This is a genomic window from Ruegeria arenilitoris (genome assembly GCF_013032855.1).
GTDB lineage: Bacteria > Pseudomonadota > Alphaproteobacteria > Rhodobacterales > Rhodobacteraceae > Ruegeria > Ruegeria arenilitoris.
The window spans coordinates 428,170-445,101 of sequence record NZ_WQDA01000001.1 but is presented as its reverse complement, the minus strand read 5'-3'; the positions used below and the strand labels follow the sequence as shown (position 1 = coordinate 445,101).

15 protein-coding genes are annotated in these 16,932 nt (G+C 64.4%); 7 read left to right on the top strand and 8 right to left on the bottom strand.

Going from position 1 to position 16,932, the window contains the following annotated elements; genetic code table 11:
• Nucleotides 1-27: 27 nt before the first annotated feature.
• From serA to GOW72_RS02090, 4 genes are all read right to left on the bottom strand, one after another.
• A complete protein-coding gene (gene serA, locus GOW72_RS02105; RefSeq protein WP_170364803.1) occupies nucleotides 28-1,623 on the bottom strand; it encodes a phosphoglycerate dehydrogenase in 1,596 nt (531 codons plus the stop codon).
• Nucleotides 1,624-1,691: 68 nt separating this feature from the next.
• Nucleotides 1,692-2,846, bottom strand: coding sequence for a phosphoserine transaminase (locus GOW72_RS02100; protein ID WP_170364801.1), 1,155 nt, complete (start codon nucleotides 2,844-2,846; stop codon nucleotides 1,692-1,694).
• Nucleotides 2,847-3,028: 182 nt separating this feature from the next.
• On the bottom strand, nucleotides 3,029-4,129 hold the full coding sequence (locus GOW72_RS02095) for a Gfo/Idh/MocA family protein (RefSeq protein WP_170364799.1): 1,101 nt from the start codon (nucleotides 4,127-4,129) through the stop codon (nucleotides 3,029-3,031).
• 13 nt (nucleotides 4,130-4,142) lie between these two features.
• Nucleotides 4,143-4,853 (bottom strand): UTRA domain-containing protein, encoded by a 711-nt coding sequence (locus tag GOW72_RS02090; protein ID WP_170364797.1) that lies wholly within the window; start codon nucleotides 4,851-4,853, stop codon nucleotides 4,143-4,145.
• 104 nt (nucleotides 4,854-4,957) lie between these two features.
• Here GOW72_RS02090 and GOW72_RS02085 point away from each other — a divergent pair, with 104 nt between their 5' ends.
• The 6 genes from GOW72_RS02085 to GOW72_RS02060 are packed head-to-tail and all read left to right on the top strand — an operon-like array spanning nucleotide 4,958 to nucleotide 10,534.
• A complete protein-coding gene (locus GOW72_RS02085; protein WP_093964187.1) occupies nucleotides 4,958-6,112 on the top strand; it encodes an LLM class flavin-dependent oxidoreductase in 1,155 nt (384 codons plus the stop codon).
• Nucleotides 6,112-7,002 (top strand): aldo/keto reductase, encoded by an 891-nt coding sequence (locus tag GOW72_RS02080; RefSeq protein ID WP_170364795.1) that lies wholly within the window; start codon nucleotides 6,112-6,114, stop codon nucleotides 7,000-7,002. The genes GOW72_RS02085 and GOW72_RS02080 overlap by 1 nt, the downstream gene beginning before the upstream one ends.
• Nucleotides 7,002-7,517 (top strand): flavin reductase family protein, encoded by a 516-nt coding sequence (locus GOW72_RS02075; RefSeq protein WP_040634457.1) that lies wholly within the window; start codon nucleotides 7,002-7,004, stop codon nucleotides 7,515-7,517. Before GOW72_RS02080 ends, GOW72_RS02075 begins: the two co-directional genes overlap by 1 nt.
• A 52-nt stretch (nucleotides 7,518-7,569) precedes the next feature.
• Complete coding sequence (locus GOW72_RS02070) at nucleotides 7,570-8,157, top strand: TRAP transporter small permease (protein ID WP_005980318.1); 588 nt, start codon at nucleotides 7,570-7,572, stop codon at nucleotides 8,155-8,157.
• Nucleotides 8,158-9,447, top strand: a complete 1,290-nt coding sequence (locus GOW72_RS02065; RefSeq protein WP_170342091.1) for a TRAP transporter large permease — start codon at nucleotides 8,158-8,160, stop codon at nucleotides 9,445-9,447.
• Nucleotides 9,448-9,472: 25 nt separating this feature from the next.
• On the top strand, nucleotides 9,473-10,534 hold the full coding sequence (locus GOW72_RS02060) for a TRAP transporter substrate-binding protein (protein WP_170342089.1): 1,062 nt from the start codon (nucleotides 9,473-9,475) through the stop codon (nucleotides 10,532-10,534).
• Nucleotides 10,535-10,574: 40 nt separating this feature from the next.
• Here the strand turns inward: GOW72_RS02060 and GOW72_RS02055 are convergent, their stop codons facing one another.
• Entirely contained in the window at nucleotides 10,575-11,045 is a 471-nt protein-coding gene (locus tag GOW72_RS02055) for a tetratricopeptide repeat protein (protein WP_005980315.1), read from the bottom strand.
• 45 nt (nucleotides 11,046-11,090) lie between these two features.
• Between GOW72_RS02055 and GOW72_RS02050 the strand changes: the two genes are divergently transcribed.
• A complete protein-coding gene (locus GOW72_RS02050) occupies nucleotides 11,091-12,332 on the top strand; it encodes a cytochrome-c peroxidase (RefSeq protein ID WP_217358103.1) in 1,242 nt (413 codons plus the stop codon).
• Between the two features lie 39 nt (nucleotides 12,333-12,371).
• Here the strand turns inward: GOW72_RS02050 and gcvP are convergent, their stop codons facing one another.
• From gcvP to gcvT, 3 genes are all read right to left on the bottom strand, one after another.
• Nucleotides 12,372-15,227, bottom strand: coding sequence for an aminomethyl-transferring glycine dehydrogenase (gcvP, locus tag GOW72_RS02045; protein ID WP_170364793.1), 2,856 nt, complete (start codon nucleotides 15,225-15,227; stop codon nucleotides 12,372-12,374).
• Nucleotides 15,228-15,399: 172 nt separating this feature from the next.
• Nucleotides 15,400-15,765: a glycine cleavage system protein GcvH gene (gene gcvH, locus GOW72_RS02040; protein WP_170360662.1), complete on the bottom strand. Its 366-nt coding sequence runs from the start codon at nucleotides 15,763-15,765 to the stop codon at nucleotides 15,400-15,402.
• Nucleotides 15,766-15,783: 18 nt separating this feature from the next.
• Nucleotides 15,784-16,878 (bottom strand): glycine cleavage system aminomethyltransferase GcvT, encoded by a 1,095-nt coding sequence (gcvT, locus tag GOW72_RS02035; protein ID WP_170364791.1) that lies wholly within the window; start codon nucleotides 16,876-16,878, stop codon nucleotides 15,784-15,786.
• Nucleotides 16,879-16,932 lie beyond the last annotated feature (54 nt).

Here is a 16,932-nt window from a genome sequence, read left to right as displayed (position 1 = left end):
AATCGCTTTCATCCGGGTCCAGCCGGATCAGACCACGTCGAACTCCAGCGGCTTGATCTGGGTGAACAACCCGGTTTCGGCCAGCTTGGCGCGGGCTTCGGCCGGAACCGGCTCGTCAACATACAGCAGCGCGATCGCCTCGCCGCCGGCTTCCGCGCGGCCCAACGTAAAGTTGGCGATGTTCACGCCATGCTCGCCCATGGTTTTGCCCAGGGTGCCGATGATGCCCGGCACGTCCTCGTTGGTGGTGTACAGCATGTGCGCACCGACCTCGGCATCGATGTTGATGCCCTTGATCTGGATGAAGCGCGGCTTGCCGTCGCTGAACACGGTACCCCCGATCGAGCGTTCGCGCTTGTCGGTCACCACGGTCACCTTGATATAGCCCTCGAAGGCGCCCGACTTGTCCTGGTTGGTGGTCGAGATCTTGACGCCGCGCTCTTTGGCCACGACCGGGGCCGAGACCATGTTCACCTCGGGGTTCGAGCGCTTCATGATCCCCGCCACCACCGCGCAGTTCAGCGCGGCCAAGTTCATCTGCGCCGCCACGCCGTCATACAGGATGTTGATCGCCTTGATCGGCTCGTCGGTCATCTGGCCGATGAAGCTGCCCAGATGGCCGGCCAGCTTGATCCACGGTCCCATGACCTTGGCCTCTTCGGCGGTGACGCTGGGCATGTTCAGCGCATTCTCGACCGCCCCGGTCAGCAGATAGTTCGAGATCTGCTCGGCCACCTGCAGCGCCACGTTTTCCTGCGCTTCGGTGGTCGCCGCGCCCAGATGCGGGGTGCAGACCACGTTGGGCAGGCCGAACAGCGGGTTTTCCTTGGCCGGTTCCTCGCTGAACACGTCGAACCCCGCGCCGGCGACATGGCCGGATTGGATCAGTTCGGCCAGCGCCTCTTCATCGACCAGACCGCCGCGGGCGCAGTTGATGATGCGCACGCCCTTCTTGGTCTTGGCCAGATTCTCACGGCTGAGGATGTTGCGGGTCTGGTCGGTCAGCGGCACGTGCAGGGTGATGAAATCGGCCCGCGCCAGCAGCTCGTCCAGCTCGACCTTTTCCACGCCCATCTTGTCGGCCTTCTCCTGGCCCAGATAGGGGTCATAGGCGACGACCTTCATCTTCAACCCCTGCGCCCGGTCGCAGACGATGCCGCCGATATTGCCGGCGCCGATCACGCCCAGCGTCTTGTTGGTCAGTTCGACCCCCATGAACTTGGACTTTTCCCACTTGCCTGCATGGGTGCTGGCATTGGCCTCGGGGATCTGACGCGCCACGGCGAACATCATCGCGATGGCATGCTCGGCAGTGGTGATCATGTTGCCGAAGGGCGTGTTCATCACGATCACGCCCTTTTTCGAGGCCGCGTCCTTGTCGATGTTGTCAGTGCCGATACCGGCGCGGCCGATCACTTTCAGCTTGTCGGCCTTTTCCAGAATCTTCTCGGTGACCTTGGTGGCCGAGCGGATGGCCAAGCCGTCATAGTTGCCGATGATCTCGGCCAGCTTTTCCTTGTCCTTGCCCACGTCGGGCATGAAATCCACGTCGATGCCGCGGTCGCGGAAGATCTGAACCGCGGTTTCGCTGAGCTTGTCGGATACGAGTACTTTGGGGGCCATGTGCGTGGTCCTTGAATGGAATGATGACTCCGGGCCGGACGCGGCCCGGATCTTGTCGGGGAAAGGAGTCAGGCGGCTTCGGCCTGGGCTGCGATCTCGGCCTCGAACGCCCATTTCAGCCAGGGCAGCATCGCCTGGATGTCGGACGTTTCGACCGTGCCGCCGCACCAGATGCGCAGCCCGGCCGGCGCGTCGCGATACGCGCCGATGTCCAGTGCCACGTTCTCGGCCTCCAGCCGCTTGGCGACCGCCTTGGCAAAGCTTGCGCCGTCGCGAATGCGCGGATCGGTGAACTTCAGGCAAACGCTGGTATTCGACCGGGTGGCCGGGTCCTCGGCCAGGTTGTCGATCCAGTCGTTCTGGTCGCAGAAGTCAAAGATCGCCTGCGCATTGGCATCGGCGCGGGCGATCAGGCCCTGCAGCCCGCCGACCGAGCGCGCCCAGTCCAGCGCGAACAGGTAATCCTCGACCGCCAGCATCGACGGCGTGTTGATGGTGGCACCTTGGAAGATGCCCTCGATCAGCTTGCCGCCCTTGGTCAGACGGAAGATCTTCGGCAGCGGCCACGCGGGGGTATAGCTTTCCAGTCGCTCGACCGCGCGGGGGCTGAGGATCAGCATGCCATGCGCCGCCTCGCCACCCAAAACCTTCTGCCAGCTGAAGGTGGTGACATCCAGCTTGTCCCAGGGCAGGTCCATCGCGAAAGCGGCGCTGGTGGCGTCGCAGATGGTCAGGCCGGCGCGGTCATCGGCGATCCAGTCGCCATTCGGAACCCGCACGCCCGAGGTGGTCCCGTTCCAGGTAAAGACCACGTCATTGTTGAAATCGATGGACGCCAGATCGACGATCTGTCCGTAATCGGCGGTTTTCACCTCGGCGTCGATCTTCAGCTGTTTGACCACGTCGGTAACCCAACCCGCGCCAAAGCTTTCCCAGGCCAGCATCTCGACCTTGCGTTCGCCCAGAAGCGACCACAGCGCCATTTCCACCGCGCCGGTATCCGAGGCCGGAACGATCCCGATCCGATAGTCGGCCGGAATGCCCAGCAGCTCGCGCGTGCCTTCGATGGCGGCCTTCAGCTTGTCCTTGCCGACGGCGGCGCGGTGCGATCGGCCCAGCGCGGCACCAGCCAGCTTGTTCAGCTCGAATGTAGGGGGTTTGGCGCAGGGGCCCGAGGAAAAACGCGGATTGGCCGGCCGCGCTGCCGGTCGTTCGATGGTCATTGGTGTTACCCTTCCAGATATACGCCCCTCGTTGGGGAGGGGTGTCCCGCGGCCAGACCTAGGGGGCCGCGGTTGGGCGGGCAAGCGGAAAAGACGCTTTGAATATCAAAAACGACACGGGCGGTGACGCCAAATCGGAACACAGGTTTCCGATCGGCGCATTTTGCACCCGCAGAAAGACCTCAGCGATCCAGCCGGACGGTTTCGCCCGTGGCCAGCGATTGCTGCGCCGCCAGACCCATGCGTACTGCCCACATGCCGTCGGTCAGGCTGACATCCGGGGCGTCGCGCTCACCGCGCACCAGCGCCAGAAAGCCCTGGTGCTGATAGAAGGTCGAGCCGTTGTGGTCGCCCGCCGCCAGCAGGCGCGGGTCGACGGGAATGTCGCGGGCGACAGGGCCCTTGGGGTCGCGCGGGCTGACGATCAGCTGCGGCACCGGCGGCGCGCCCAGATGTTCGGGCCAGAACCGGCCCGGCCCGGGGACCAGCGCCTCGATCTTGGCCTTGGGGCCGACGACCGAGATTTCCTCCTGATACTGCGCACCTTCGGCGAACATACACAGCTCCAGCATCGCCCGCGCGCCCGAGGCGAAATCGACGATGACATAGCCGTGGTCGAGGATGTCGGGCGTCTCGCCGTCATAGGTTTCGTCCAGATGGTTCACGGCCTGCCCGCCGCTGGCGCTGACGCGTACAGGATCGGATTGCAGGATCAGGCGCATCAGGTCGAAGAAATGACAGCATTTCTCGACGAAGGTGCCGCCCGTGTTGCGGTTGAACCGGTTCCAGTTGCCGACCTTTTCCAGGAACGGAAAGCGGTGTTCGCGGATGCTCAGCATCTTGACCCCGCCGCTGGTGTCCTGCGCCTCGGTGATCAGGGCGGCGATGGGCGGCATGTAGCGATATTCCATCGCCAGCCAGATCGGACAGGGATAGCTGCGCTCGATCTCGGCCAAACGGGCCGCATCGCCGGGGTTGGTGAACAGCGGCTTTTCCACCAACAGCGGCAAGGGACGGGTCTGGGCGATCTGGGCGATCTGATCCACATGCAGATGGTTGGGGCTGGCGATGACCAGGCAGTCCAACTCCTCGACCGCCAGCAGATCCTGCACCGAAGCCACCATTCTGGCCCCCGGCGCAATCGCCTGCGCGGCGCGTGCCATCTCGGGGTCGGGCTCGAAAATGGCGGCCACTTGCGTGCCCTCCAGCAGAGCGATGTTGTGCAGGTGTTCCTGCCCCATCATGCCACATCCGATCAGCCCGTAGTTGATGGTCCGGGTCATGCGCGTTTCCTCGTCATTTCAGTCGTTGGACGTAAGTTGCCCGGTCCGGGTCGAACCAGGTTTTCGAAAACTCGACGGGTTCAGGCCGTTCCGACCAGCTGAACCGCTCGATGTAACCGACGGTCTCGCCCGCCGGCCGTGTGAAGTTCGCGGGGGTCCAATCGGGCAGCCGACCGACCGAAACCCGATCCTCGGCGCGGGTGATCCAGAACCCAAGCTGCTGCTGGTAATAGCGATACAGCGAGTCCGACAGCAGCCGCCGGTCGATCAGACCGGCTGATTCGTCCAGCCAGATCTCCTCGACCGCGATGATTGTGTCATTCAGATAGCGCATCCGCCGCACGCGCGACCCGCGCCGCGAGGTGCCGAAATCGGGCAGGTCGGCGGGCTTGTCCAGGTGATCGACCGACAGGATGTCGGCGCGCGGCAGGCCGCCGCCCTCGGGCAGTTCCAGCCGGAACATGGCATAGACGCTGTTCTGGGTCCCGGTCTCGCGCACATAGTTGCCCGAGCCCTGGATCCGCTCGAGCATCCCCTTTTTTTCCAGCTCGGCGAGCGATTTTCGCAGCGTCCCGACCGAGACGTTCAACTGCGCCGCCATGTCCCGTTCGGGCGGCAGACGCTCGCCATCGATCAGCCGGCCGGCGGCGATATCGCGGATCAGCAGCTCGGCGATCTGCACATAGATCGGCAGGGCGTTGGAGTTTCTGTTGGATGGGGGCACGCGGGCGCTTCACTTGGTCGCAGAAAAAATTGATACACTATTGATCTACATCAATGTGGTTGCTACGCAAGAGAAAAGTTGAGCCCGGCAGGAGAGAGAATCAGATGACGATCGTCCCCATCACATCCCCCGATCTGGATGCGGCCGAGGTTTCGTGGTTCGCGGCGCTGTGCTCGGACGATTATCAGTTTCTCGGCGTGCCCGACGGCGATCTGCGCTCCAGCTGGGAACATTGCTCGGGCATCGTGAAAGAGGCCGAGGCGCAGGGCTTCCGCAACATCCTGTGCCCGTCCTCGTATCAGGTGGGGCAGGACACGCTGAGCTTTGTCGCCGGCTGCGCCCCGATCACCGAAAAGATCAACCTGCTGGCCGCCGTGCGCTGCGGCGAGATGCAGCCGATCATGCTGGCGCGCACCATCGCGACGCTGGACCACATGCTGAAGGGTCGGCTGACGGTCAACATCATCTCGTCGGATTTTCCGGGGGAAAAGGCCGAAAGCAGCTATCGCTACCAGCGCTCGCGCGAGGTGGTCGAGATTCTGAAACAGGCCTGGACGCAGGATGAGATTAATTACCAGGGTCAGGTCTACAATTTCTCGGGCCTGACGACCGATCCGGCCAAACCCTATCAGACTGGCGGGCCGCTGCTGTATTTCGGGGGGTACTCGCCCGATGCGCTGAAGCTGTGCGGCCAGCATTGCGACGTCTATCTGATGTGGCCAGAAACCAAGGACCAGCTGGCCGAGCGGATGAAGGCCGTGCACGCGGTGGCCGACGAATACGGCCGCACGCTGGACTATGGTCTGCGGGTGCACATGATCGTGCGCGACACCGAGGCCGAGGCCAAGGAATATGCCGACTACATCGTGTCGAAGCTGGATGACGAATACGGCCGCGCGATCCGTGAACGGGCGCTGGACGCCACCTCATTGGGTGTTTCGCATCAGGCCAGGAACCGCGAGTTGGCCGACAAATACGGCTATGTCGAGCCGGGCCTGTGGACGGGCGTCGGCCGGGCGCGGTCAGGCTGCGGCGCGGCGCTGGTGGGGTCGACAGACCAAGTTCTGTCGAAGATCGAAGAGTATCAGAAGATGGGCATCCGCGCCTTCATCTTCTCGGGCTATCCGCATATGGACGAGGCCCGCCATTTCGGCACCCGTGTGATGCCACATCTGAAAACCTGCTCTCTTCCCGAAGCCTATGGAAGGGTCCCTGCTGACACCCCGGCGACGCCGCTGGGCAACGGAGTTCGTCGTTGATGCAACGTATCAAGCTTTCTGACACCTTGGAACTGAGCCGCCTTGTCTATGGCATGTGGCGGCTGGGCGATGACAGCGACACCTCGGCCGCGCATGTGGCGGCCAAGATCCACGCCTGTCTGGATCAGGGCATCACCAGCTTCGATCAGGCCGACATCTATGGCGACTATGGCGCCGAGGCGATTCTGGGCAACGCCCTGCGCGCCAATCCCGGCCTGCGCGACCGGATGGAGATCGTTACCAAATGCGACATCGTCGCCCCCTGCGGGCGCTATGCGGATGCCAAGGTGAAATACTATGACACCTCGCGCGCGCATATCCTGAAATCGGTCGACACCTCGCTGCGGGAAATGGCGATCGACCATATCGACCTGCTGCTGATCCACCGCCCCGATCCGATCATGGACCACCATGAAACCGGCGCCGCGCTGGACGAGGTGGTGGCCAGCGGCAAGGTCCGCGCGGTGGGCGTGTCGAATTTCCGCCCCTGGGACTGGCAACTGCTGCAATCGGCCATGAAGACCCCGCTGGTGACCAACCAGATCGAGATTTCTCTGGGCGCGATCGCTCCGTTCACCAATGGCGATCTGGCCTTTCACCAGCAGCACGGCCACCCGGTGATGGCGTGGTCGCCGCTGGGCGGCGGAGCGCTGATGGCGGGTAATCCTCCGGTGGGCGTGGTCGCGGATGAGATCGGCGCGCAGTTCGGCGTCGACCGGGCCGCGGTGGCCGTGGCCTTCCTGCTGGCCCATCCGGCCGGCATCCTGCCGGTTCTGGGCACCAACAGCCTGGACCGCATCAAGCGCATTTCGGACGCCCTGAAAGTCAATCTGGATCGTGAAGCCTGGTTCCGTCTCTACGAGGCGGCGCTGGGGCATGAGGTACCATGATGAACGCATTCTCGAACGACATGGCGCGCACCTTCATTCCGCACAAGGACGACACCCGCACCCTGCGGGACGCTTTCGGCCGGTTCGCCACCGGCGTCACCGTCGTGACCTGCGACAGCCCCGACGGGCCGGTCTGCATCACGGCCAACAGCTTTTCCTCGCTGTCGCTGGACCCGCCTTTGGTGATGTGGGCCGGCGACCGGAATTCGCGCCGGTTCCCCTATTTTCACAAGGCGCGTCATTTCAGTGTTCATGTTCTCTCGGCCGACCAGGCCGAGCTGTGCTTTGGCTGCTCGAAAGACGCCTTTGCCCTGCGCGACATCGACCACGACCGCTGCGAAAACGGAACGCCGCTGCTGCGCGGATGCCTGGCGCGGTTCGAATGTGAACAACATGCGTATCACGATGCGGGCGATCACGTTATCGTGGTGGGCAAGGTCTTGCGGGCCAGCATGGCGGACGGAGACGCGCTGACCTTTTACGCCGGCAAGCTCGGCCAATTCGCGCACCAATAAGCGCGGGACACGGTCGCGGGCCAAACCCGCGGCCTGAACAGGGAGGAACCGCATGGGCGGATTGACGTCGGTGCTTGCGCCGATTGCATTCGTGAACGAAACCGCGCTGCGTCTGGGCCGCGCGGTTGGTGTCGTTGCGATCGCCTTCATGGTGATCGCGATCCTGATCCAGGTGTTCTTCCGATACGTTCTGGGCAACGCCCTGCCCTGGCCTGACGAGGCCGCGCGGTTCTGCATGTTGTGGATGACCGGCCTGATGGCACCCACCGCCTTCCGGCGCGGCGGGTTCGTGGCCATCGACATGCTGGTCCGCTTTCTGCCGCGCGTACCCGGCCAGTTGCTGAACCTGTTTCTGCTGCTGCTCAGCCTGACGGTTCTGGTGGTCGCCGTACGCATCGGCTGGTCCGAGGTCACGGGCTTTGGCGGGCGTTTCGCCACCGCAGCGCTGTACCTGCCCACTTCGCTGGGCTTTGACGAATGGTACCGGATCCCGCGCAGCTGGATGATGGCCTCCCTGCTGGTGGGCGTGATCCTGCTGCTGTCGGTCAACATCGAACTGATCCTGCGGTCGATCATCACCATGCTGGGCGGCGGTGACCTGCTGCCCGAGATCCCCGAAGCCGCCGTGGGGGCCGAATAGATGCTGGTCTGGTTCCTGCCCGTCTTTCTGGTGTTTCTGCTGATCGGCCTGCCGGTCTTTTTCGCGCTGCTGGCCGCGCCCGGCCTGCTGCTGTGGCTAAACGGCCAGACCAACGACATCACCTTGCTTTATCGCAACGTCTACAACGGGATGGACAGCTTCCCGCTGATGGCTATCCCCTTCTTCATGCTGGCCGGAGAACTGATGAACCGCGGCGGCATCACCATCCGTCTGGTCGAGTTCAGCCAGGCGCTGATGGGGCATCTGCGCGGCGGGCTGGCGCATGTGAACGTGCTCAGCTCGATCCTCTTCGCGGGGCTGTCGGGCTCGGCGGTGGCCGATACCTCGGCGCTGGGCTCGATGCTGATCCCGGCAATGGAGAAGCAGGGCTATACCCGCAAATTCGCCGCCGCGATCACCGCCGCCAGCTCGGTCATCGGGCCGATCATCCCGCCCTCGGGGATCATGATCATCTATGCCTATGTCATGGGCGAAAGCGTCGCGGCCCTGTTCCTGGCCGGCATTGTGCCGGGTGTCATGGTGGGCATCGGCCTGATGCTGATGATCAAGGTCATGGCCAACCGGTATGATTTCCCGGTGGCCAGCCGCAAATACACCTGGCCCGAGCGCGGTCAGGCCAGCCTCAAGGCCTTTTTCCCGCTGATGACGCCGGTGATCATTCTGGGCGGCATTCTGGGCGGCATCTTCACCCCGACCGAGGCCGCCGCCGTCGCGGTGGGTTATGCCTTCCTCATCGGGTTTTTCGTGCTGCGCACGCTGACCTTGAAAGAGGTGCCCGACGTTCTCAGCAATGCGGGTATGACCTCGGCCGTGGTGCTGCTGCTGGTGGGGGCGGCGATGGCGTTCAAGACCGTGGTCAGCCTCAGCCACGCGCCCGAGCAACTGGCCGCGCTGATCCTCGGACTATCGGAAAACCCGCTGATCCTGCTGTTCCTGATCAACCTGCTGCTGTTCGTCGTAGGCATGTTCCTGGATGCCGGTCCGGCGATCATCATCCTGGGTCCGATCTTGGGCCCGATCTTCACCAGCCTGGGGGTCGACCCGATCCATTTCGCCATCATCATGAGCGTCAACCTGACCGTTGGCCTGGCCACGCCGCCCATGGGGCTGGTGCTGTTCGTGGCCGCCGCCGTGTCACGCGAACGGGTGGAAACCATCGCCAAGGCGATCCTGCCGTTCCTGGCCGTCGAAATCGCGGTGATCTTCCTGATCACCTATGTCCCCGCAATATCCATGACGATCCCGCGTTTGACGGGATTTGCAAACTAGACTGAGTACCACAGGGAGGAAACGCATGCTCAGAACATTCTTCAAAACCACAGCACTCGCCACGTCGCTGGTGGCGGCCTCGGCGCTGGCGGCCTCGGCGGCCGACTATACGCTGCGCGCCACCGCCAACTCGAACGAAAACGACGAGGACTATGACGGCCTGGTCGTGTTCAAGAACTTCGTCGAGAACGCCTCGAATGGCGCGATCGAGGTCGAGCTGTTCATCGGCACGCAGCTGTGCTCGAACGGGGCCGAATGCCTGCAGGGCGTGGCCGACGGCACCATCGACATCTACATCTCGACCTCGGGCGGGGCCTCGGGCATCTTTCCGTATGTGCAGGTTCTGGACCTGCCCTATCTGATGGCCGACGACCGCATCGCCGAGCGGGTCCTGTCGGGTGATTTCACCCGCAAGATGCGCGAAATGGCGCTGGAGGATTCGGGCGGCGCGATCCGCCTGATGACCATTGGCAACACCGGCGGCTGGCGCAATTTCGCCAACACCAAGCGCCGCGTGACCCAGCCGTCCGACATGGACGGGCTGAAGATCCGCACCGTGGTCGCAGACCTGCCGCAGGAACTGGTCAAGGCCCTGGGCGCCTCGCCCACTCCGATCCCGTGGCCGGAACTCTTCACCAGTTTCCAGACCGGCGTGGTTGACGGCTCGAAAAACGGCATCACCGACATCATGGGCATGAAATTCCCCGATGCCGGCCTGCAATACGTCACGCTGGACGGGCACGCCTATATGGGCGCGCTTTGGTGGATGAACAACGCCAAGTTCCAGGAAATGCCCGAAGACCTGCGCCGTGTCGTCGTCGATGGGTTCTATGCGCTGCAGCAGGCCACCTTTGCCTCGCCCAAGCGCAAGTCGATCCAGGCCTACGAGGATTTCGTGGCCGGTGGCGGCGACCTGTACGTGCCGACCCCCGAGGAAAAAGAAGCGTTCAAGCAGGCCGCGACCCCGGTCTATGACTGGTTCCAGCAGAACGTCGCGCGCGGGGACGAGATCTATGGCGCTCTGACCGCGGCCGTGGCCGAGGCCGAGGCCGAGATCAACGCGGAACGCGCCGCCGACCTGAACTGATACGGTTCGGGCCGGGGTGTCGCGTCATCCCGGCCCGCCTTTACCGAAAGGGGTACATCCACCCCTTGTAGTCATTGACCAACACATGGGCCTTTTCGATCTGTTCGGGCGTCATCTTCTTGACCACCTCTTCCAGGCTGATCGCCGCATCGGGGTCGCCGCCGATGGCGCTGAGCGTGTACCACATGTAGGCCCGCACCAGATCGGGCGCAGGCAGGCCCAGGCCCAGCTCGTAATACCACCCGACACCCGATTGCGCGCCCGGATGCCCCTTCATCGAGGCCCGCAGATACCATTCGAACGCGCGTTCGTAGTCCTGCTCGACCCCAAGACCAAGGCCGTACATCACGCCGATCAGCTCCTCGGCCTCGGCGTTGCCCGACCGGGCCGCCGGCAGAAGCTGTTCGCGCGCGGCGGCAAACTCGCCTGCTTCCATCAGATCGCGGGCCTGTTCCAGTTCGGCCCAGACGGGCGTGGCGGCAAGACAAAGGGCAAGCACAAGCTGGCGCATGGGGCGGCGGGTCTCCTGTTCTGCGGGGCGGCCTGGGCGCAGGACCTGCCCGCGCCGCTGACCGATGACGACTTTCTGTTCTTTGATAGGGAACAGGCCGCGATCGGTCACCAGCTATTTTATGACCCGATCCTGTCGGGCAACCGCAACATCAGCTGCGCCCATTGCCACCACCCCGATTTCGGCACCTCCGACGGCCTGTCGCTGGGCATCGGCGAGGGCGGCCAGGGTCTAGGCCCCGACCGCACGCCCGGCACCGGGGCGGACCGCATCCGCAAGCGCATCCCGCGCAACGCGCCGGGCCTGTGGAACCTGGGCGCGCGCGACATCCACACGATGTTCCATGACGGGCGGCTCAGCCTGTCGGACGTCTATGGCAACGGGTTCAACTCGCCCGCGCAGGAATGGCTGCCCGAAGGGCTGAACTCGCTGCTGGCCGCACAGGCGCTGTTTCCGCTGACCGCTCAGTTCGAAATGGCTGGGAACGTGGCCGAGAACCAGGTCACCGGCGCCGTGCATGACCGGATCGACAAGGGCTGGCCGATCATCGCCAAACGGGTGCGGACCGACCCGAAATACGGCCCGGCGATGGTGGCCGCCTTTGACGACGTGGACAGCACCGAGGACATCACCATCACCCATGTCGCCAACGCTCTGGCCGCTTTCATGGCCATCGAATGGCGCAGCACCGACAGCCCGTTCGACCAGTACCTGGCCGGAGACGAGACCGCCCTGACCCCTGATCAGAAGGCCGGGATGCAGCTGTTCTACGGCAAGGCGCGGTGCGCCACCTGCCATTCGGGGCCGCTGCTGTCGGATCAGAAATTCCACGCGCTGGCCCTGCCGCCATTCGGCCCCGGCCGCACCCGACAATGGGACGCCTATGCCCGCGACGTGGGTCGCATGGGCGAAAGCGACCGGCTGGAGGACGCCTACCGGTTCCGCACGCCCATGCTGCGCAACGTGGCGCTGACGGCGCCCTACGGCCACAACGGCGCCTTTCCCGACCTCGAAGGGATCATCCGCCACCACCTGAACCCGGCAACCAGCCTGTCACGCTGGACGACCGATCAGGCCGCGCTGCCCAAGGTGCCGTGGCTGGAACAGGGCGATTTCGTCGTCTGGCAAGACCGGTTCGAGATGGCGCGCCAACGCGCCAAGCTCGATATCACGCCAGTTGACCTGAGCGACGGTGAAATCGCGCAGCTGGTGGCGTTCCTGCACGCCCTGACCGGGACCAGCGTGGAGACGCCGCCCTTTGGCGTGCCCGCGGGCTTCAAGCCCTGAGAAAAACCCCCGCCGGATCGGGCGGGGGTTTTGGTGTTATTATTCGGCGGCTTCTTCGTAAGCCTCCATCGGCGGGCATGTGCATACGAGGTTCCGGTCGCCGTACGCGTTGTCGACGCGGTTGACGGGCGACCAGTATTTGTCGACGCCCATCGATCCCGGCGGGAAGCAGGCCTGTTCGCGGGTGTAGGGTCGGTCCCACTCACCCACCAGGTCGCGCACGGTGTGGGGGGCGTTCTTCAGCGGGTTGTTCTCGGGGTCGATCTTGCCGTCGATCACGTCCTGCGCCTCGGCGCGGATCGACAGCATCGCGTCGCAGAACCGGTCCAGCTCGTCCTTGGGCTCGGATTCCGTCGGCTCGACCATCAGCGTGCCGGCCACCGGCCATGACATGGTCGGCGCGTGGAAGCCGCTGTCGATCAGCCGCTTGGCCACGTCGTCGACGGTGATGTTGCCGGCCTCGGCCAGTGGGCGGGTGTCGAGGATGCATTCATGCGCCACCCGGCCAGATTCGGAGGTGTAGAGGATCGGATAGGCCTCCTGCAGACGTGCGGCGATGTAGTTGGCGTTCAGGATCGCCACTTTGGTCGCCTGGGTCAGACCCGCGCCGCCCATCAGCAGGACATAGGCCCAGCTGACCGGCAGGATCGAGGGCGAGCCGAAGGGCGCCGCCGAAACCGGACCCACGGCGGTGCCGTACTCCGGGTGGCCCGGCAGGTGCTCGGCCAGATGCGCCTTGACCCCGATCGGGCCCATGCCGGGGCCGCCGCCGCCATGCGGGATGCAGAAGGTCTTGTGCAGGTTCAGGTGGCTGACGTCGCCGCCGATGTCGCCGGGGCGCGACAGGCCCACCATGGCGTTCATGTTGGCCCCGTCGATATAGACCTGCCCGCCGTGGTCATGGGTGATCCGGCAGACCTCCTGCACGGTTTCCTCGAACACGCCGTGGGTCGAGGGGTAGGTGATCATGCAGGCGGCCAGGTTGTCCGAGTGCTTCTCGGCCTTCTCGCGGAAGTCGGTCAGATCGATGTTGCCCTTCGCGTCGGCCTTCACCGGCACCACCTGCCAGCCGACCATCTGCGCCGAGGCCGGGTTGGTCCCATGCGCCGAGGTCGGGATCAGGCAGACGTTGCGGTGCCCCTGCCCGTTGGCGATGTGATAGTTGCGGATCGTCAGCAGGCCCGCATATTCGCCCTGCGCGCCCGAGTTGGGCTGCTGGCTGATCGCGTCATAGCCGGTGATCTGGCACAGCTTGTCGTTCAGATCGGCGATCATCTCGTGATATCCCTGCGCCTGATCTTCCGGCACGAACGGGTGCATGTTGGCGAACTCGGGCCAGGTGACCGGGATCATCTCGATCGTCGCGTTCAGCTTCATGGTGCAGCTGCCCAGCGGGATCATCGCCCGGTCCAGCGCCAGGTCGCGGTCGGCCAGGCGGCGCATGTAGCGGGTCATCTCGGCCTCGGCCCGGTTCTTGTGGAAGATCGGGTGGGTCAGATAGGGCGTCTCGCGCAGCGCATAGTCCGGCAGGCGATACTGCTTGTTCGAGCTGTCGTCCTTCTTGTCGATGCCGAAGGCGCCCCAGACCGCCTCGATCGTTTCGGCGCGGGTCTGTTCATCCAGGCTGATGCCGACGCGGGTCTCGCCGACCTTGCGCAGGTTGACGCCGCGCGCCACCGCCGCCTCCATGACGGTCTTCTGCAGCGGGCCGACCTCGACCGTGATCGTGTCGAAGAACACCTCGGGCTCGACCTTGAAGCCGTGCTCTTCCAGCCCGGCCGCCAGGCGCGAGGTCTTGCGGTGCACCGACTGCGCGATCGCCTTGATCCCGTCGGGGCCGTGGTACACGGCATACATCGAGGCGATCACCGCCAGCAGCGCCTGCGCGGTGCAGACGTTCGAGTTGGCCTTCTCGCGGCGGATATGCTGCTCGCGGGTCTGCAGCGCCAGGCGATAGGCCTTGTTGCCGCGGCTGTCGATGCTGACGCCGATGATCCGGCCCGGCATCGCCCGTTTCAGCTTGTCGGTGGTGGCCATGTAGGCGGCGTGCGGGCCGCCATAGCCCATCGGCACGCCGAAGCGCTGGGTCGAGCCCACGGCGATGTCGGCCCCCATCTCGCCCGGGGATTTCAGCAGCGCCAGCGACAGGATGTCGGCGGCCACGATGGCGATGGCGTTGTGTTCATGCAGCGCCGCGATTTCCGATGTGAAGTCGCGCACATGGCCATAGGTGCCCGGATACTGGAAGATCGCGCCGAACACGGCGCCCGCATCCAGCTCGTCAGGGTCGGCGACCTTGACGTCGATGCCCAAAGGCTCGGCCCGGGTTTTGATCACCGCGATGGTCTGCGGGTGGCAGTTGCGGTCCACGAAGAAGGCCGCGTTGTTGGCCTTGGACCGACCGCCGCGCTTGGCCATCGCCATCGCTTCGGCCGCCGCGGTCGCCTCGTCCAGCAAGGATGCGTTGGCCACATCGAGCCCGGTCAGGTCGCTGACCATGGTCTGGAAGTTCAGCAGCGCCTCGAGCCGGCCCTGGCTGATCTCGGGCTGATAGGGCGTGTAGGCGGTGTACCAGGCCGGGTTCTCCAGGATGTTGCGCAGGATCGGCGCCGGGGTGGTGGTGCCGTAATAGCCCTGACCGATCAGCGAGGTCAGAACCTTGTTCTTCCCCGCCACTTTTTTCATGTGATAGAGCGCGTCGCGTTCCGTCATCGCCGGGCCCCAGTCCAGCGGCTCTTTCTGCCGGATCGCCGGGGGGACGGTGGCGTCGATCAGATCGTCCAGCGTCTTGAAGCCGATCACCTTGAGCATGTCGCGCATCTCGGTCGGGCTGGGACCGATATGGCGACGGTTGGCAAAGTCATAGGCTTCGTAGTCGGTCAGTTTGAAGGCCATTGCAGCGCTCCCATGGATAGGTCAGGCCCGACGGAGACTGAGGAAGCCTCCGGCGGGGAGTAGGGGCCGTCCCGGGAACTGTCCGGTGGACAGTTTCAGGCCCGAACGGGCGGAGCCCAAATTCGGCGGCACAAGTCAAAACGATGGAGCCCCAGGCCGGGACCCCGTGGGTTTAGCCGATGAACGCCTTGTAGCCGGCCTCGTCCATCAGATCTTCCAACTGCGCGGCATCGGTGATCTTGATCTTGTAGATCCACGCCTCGCCCTCGGGATCCTCGTTCAGCGCGCCCGGATTGTCGGCCAGCGCCTCGTTCACCTCGAGGATCTCGCCATCGACCGGGGCATAGATCTCGGAGGCCGCCTTGACGGATTCGATCACCCCGATCTCACCGTCCTTCGCGAACTCCTCACCCACGTCCTGCTGCTCGACGAACACCACCTCGCCCAGCTGCTCGGCCGCATGCTTGGTGATGCCCAGCGTGGCCGTGTCGCCCTCGACCGTCAGCCATTCATGTTCTTCGGAATAATAGGTTGCCATGCTGTCTCTCTCCTGACTTCAACGCTTGTAATTCTGTTTGACGAAGGGCAGCGCCACGATCCGCGCCGGCTGCGCCTTGCCCCGGATGATCAGATTCACCTGTTCGCCCGGCTCGGTATGACCGACCGCGACATACCCCATCGCAACCGGGCCGCCGACCGTTGGCCCGAACCCGCCCGAGGTGATCTGACCGATCGTGTTGCCCTGAAGATCCTGCACCTCGACCCCCTGTCGCGCCGGGGCGCGGCCATCGGGCTTGATCCCCACCAGCTTGCGTGCCGGGCCTTCGGCCAGTTCGCGCTGGATGCGATCCGCGCCGGGAAAGCCGCCCTCTTCCTTGCGCCGCTTCTGGATCGCCCAGGCCAGGTTGGCCTCGATCGGCGAAGTGCTCTGGTCGATGTCATTGCCATACAGGCACAGACCCGCCTCCAGCCGCAGGCTGTCGCGCGCGCCCAGGCCCGCCGGTTCGCAATCCTCATGCGCCAACAGGGCGCGGGTGACCTCGATCGCCTTGTCCTCGGGGATCGAGATCTCATAGCCGTCCTCGCCCGTGTAACCAAGTCGCGAGATCCGGCATTCGACTCCGTCGATCGGGGCCACGGTGGTTTCCATAAACTTCAGATCGCGCGCCGCCGGGCACAGCGCGCCCACCACGTCCTCGGCTTTAGGGCCCTGAACCGCCACCAGCGCGCGGTCGAAGATCTCGGTCACCTCGACCCCGTCCAGGTGCGCGCGCATGTGCGGAATGTCCTGATCGCGCAGCGCCGCGTTCACCACCACGAAGAAATGATCGCCCGCGTTCGACACGATCAGATCGTCCATAATCCCGCCGTCCTCGTTGGTGAAGAACCCATAGCGCGCCTTGCCCTCGGGCAATGTCGCAAAAGCCTGCGGGCACAGCGCCTCGAGCTTCTCGCCCACATTCTCTCCCCGAAGGATCACCTGGCCCATGTGGCTCACATCGAACAGCGCCGCCTTCTCGCGGCATTGCTTGTGCTCGCCCATGATTCCCAAAGGATACTGAACGGGCATCTCCCAGCCCGCAAAATCAACCAGCTTGCCTCCCAACTCAACATGAAGGTCATACAACGGCGTGCGCTTCATTCCAGGCATGTCAGTGTTCTTTCTTTTGGCAAAAGTGGCGCGATGGACCGGATCCAAAAGCAC

Excerpts from the sequence above, each read along its gene's own strand:
- serA (WP_170364803.1), bottom strand. The coding sequence starts at position 1,623 with ATGGCCCCCAAAGTACTCGTATCCGACAAGCTCAGCGAAACCGCGGTT.
- GOW72_RS02055 (WP_005980315.1), bottom strand. The coding sequence starts at position 11,045 with ATGCGCCAGCTTGTGCTTGCCCTTTGTCTTGCCGCCACGCCCGTCTGG.
- GOW72_RS02080 (WP_170364795.1), top strand. The coding sequence starts at position 6,112 with ATGCAACGTATCAAGCTTTCTGACACCTTGGAACTGAGCCGCCTTGTC.
- GOW72_RS02095 (WP_170364799.1), bottom strand. The coding sequence starts at position 4,129 with ATGACCCGGACCATCAACTACGGGCTGATCGGATGTGGCATGATGGGG.
- GOW72_RS02065 (WP_170342091.1), top strand. The coding sequence starts at position 8,158 with ATGCTGGTCTGGTTCCTGCCCGTCTTTCTGGTGTTTCTGCTGATCGGC.
- GOW72_RS02075 (WP_040634457.1), top strand. The coding sequence starts at position 7,002 with ATGAACGCATTCTCGAACGACATGGCGCGCACCTTCATTCCGCACAAG.
- gcvP (WP_170364793.1), bottom strand. The coding sequence starts at position 15,227 with ATGGCCTTCAAACTGACCGACTACGAAGCCTATGACTTTGCCAACCGT.
- GOW72_RS02060 (WP_170342089.1), top strand. The coding sequence starts at position 9,473 with ATGCTCAGAACATTCTTCAAAACCACAGCACTCGCCACGTCGCTGGTG.
- GOW72_RS02085 (WP_093964187.1), top strand. The coding sequence starts at position 4,958 with ATGACGATCGTCCCCATCACATCCCCCGATCTGGATGCGGCCGAGGTT.
- GOW72_RS02100 (WP_170364801.1), bottom strand. The coding sequence starts at position 2,846 with ATGACCATCGAACGACCGGCAGCGCGGCCGGCCAATCCGCGTTTTTCC.
- gcvT (WP_170364791.1), bottom strand. The coding sequence starts at position 16,878 with ATGCCTGGAATGAAGCGCACGCCGTTGTATGACCTTCATGTTGAGTTG.
- GOW72_RS02070 (WP_005980318.1), top strand. The coding sequence starts at position 7,570 with ATGGGCGGATTGACGTCGGTGCTTGCGCCGATTGCATTCGTGAACGAA.
- gcvH (WP_170360662.1), bottom strand. The coding sequence starts at position 15,765 with ATGGCAACCTATTATTCCGAAGAACATGAATGGCTGACGGTCGAGGGC.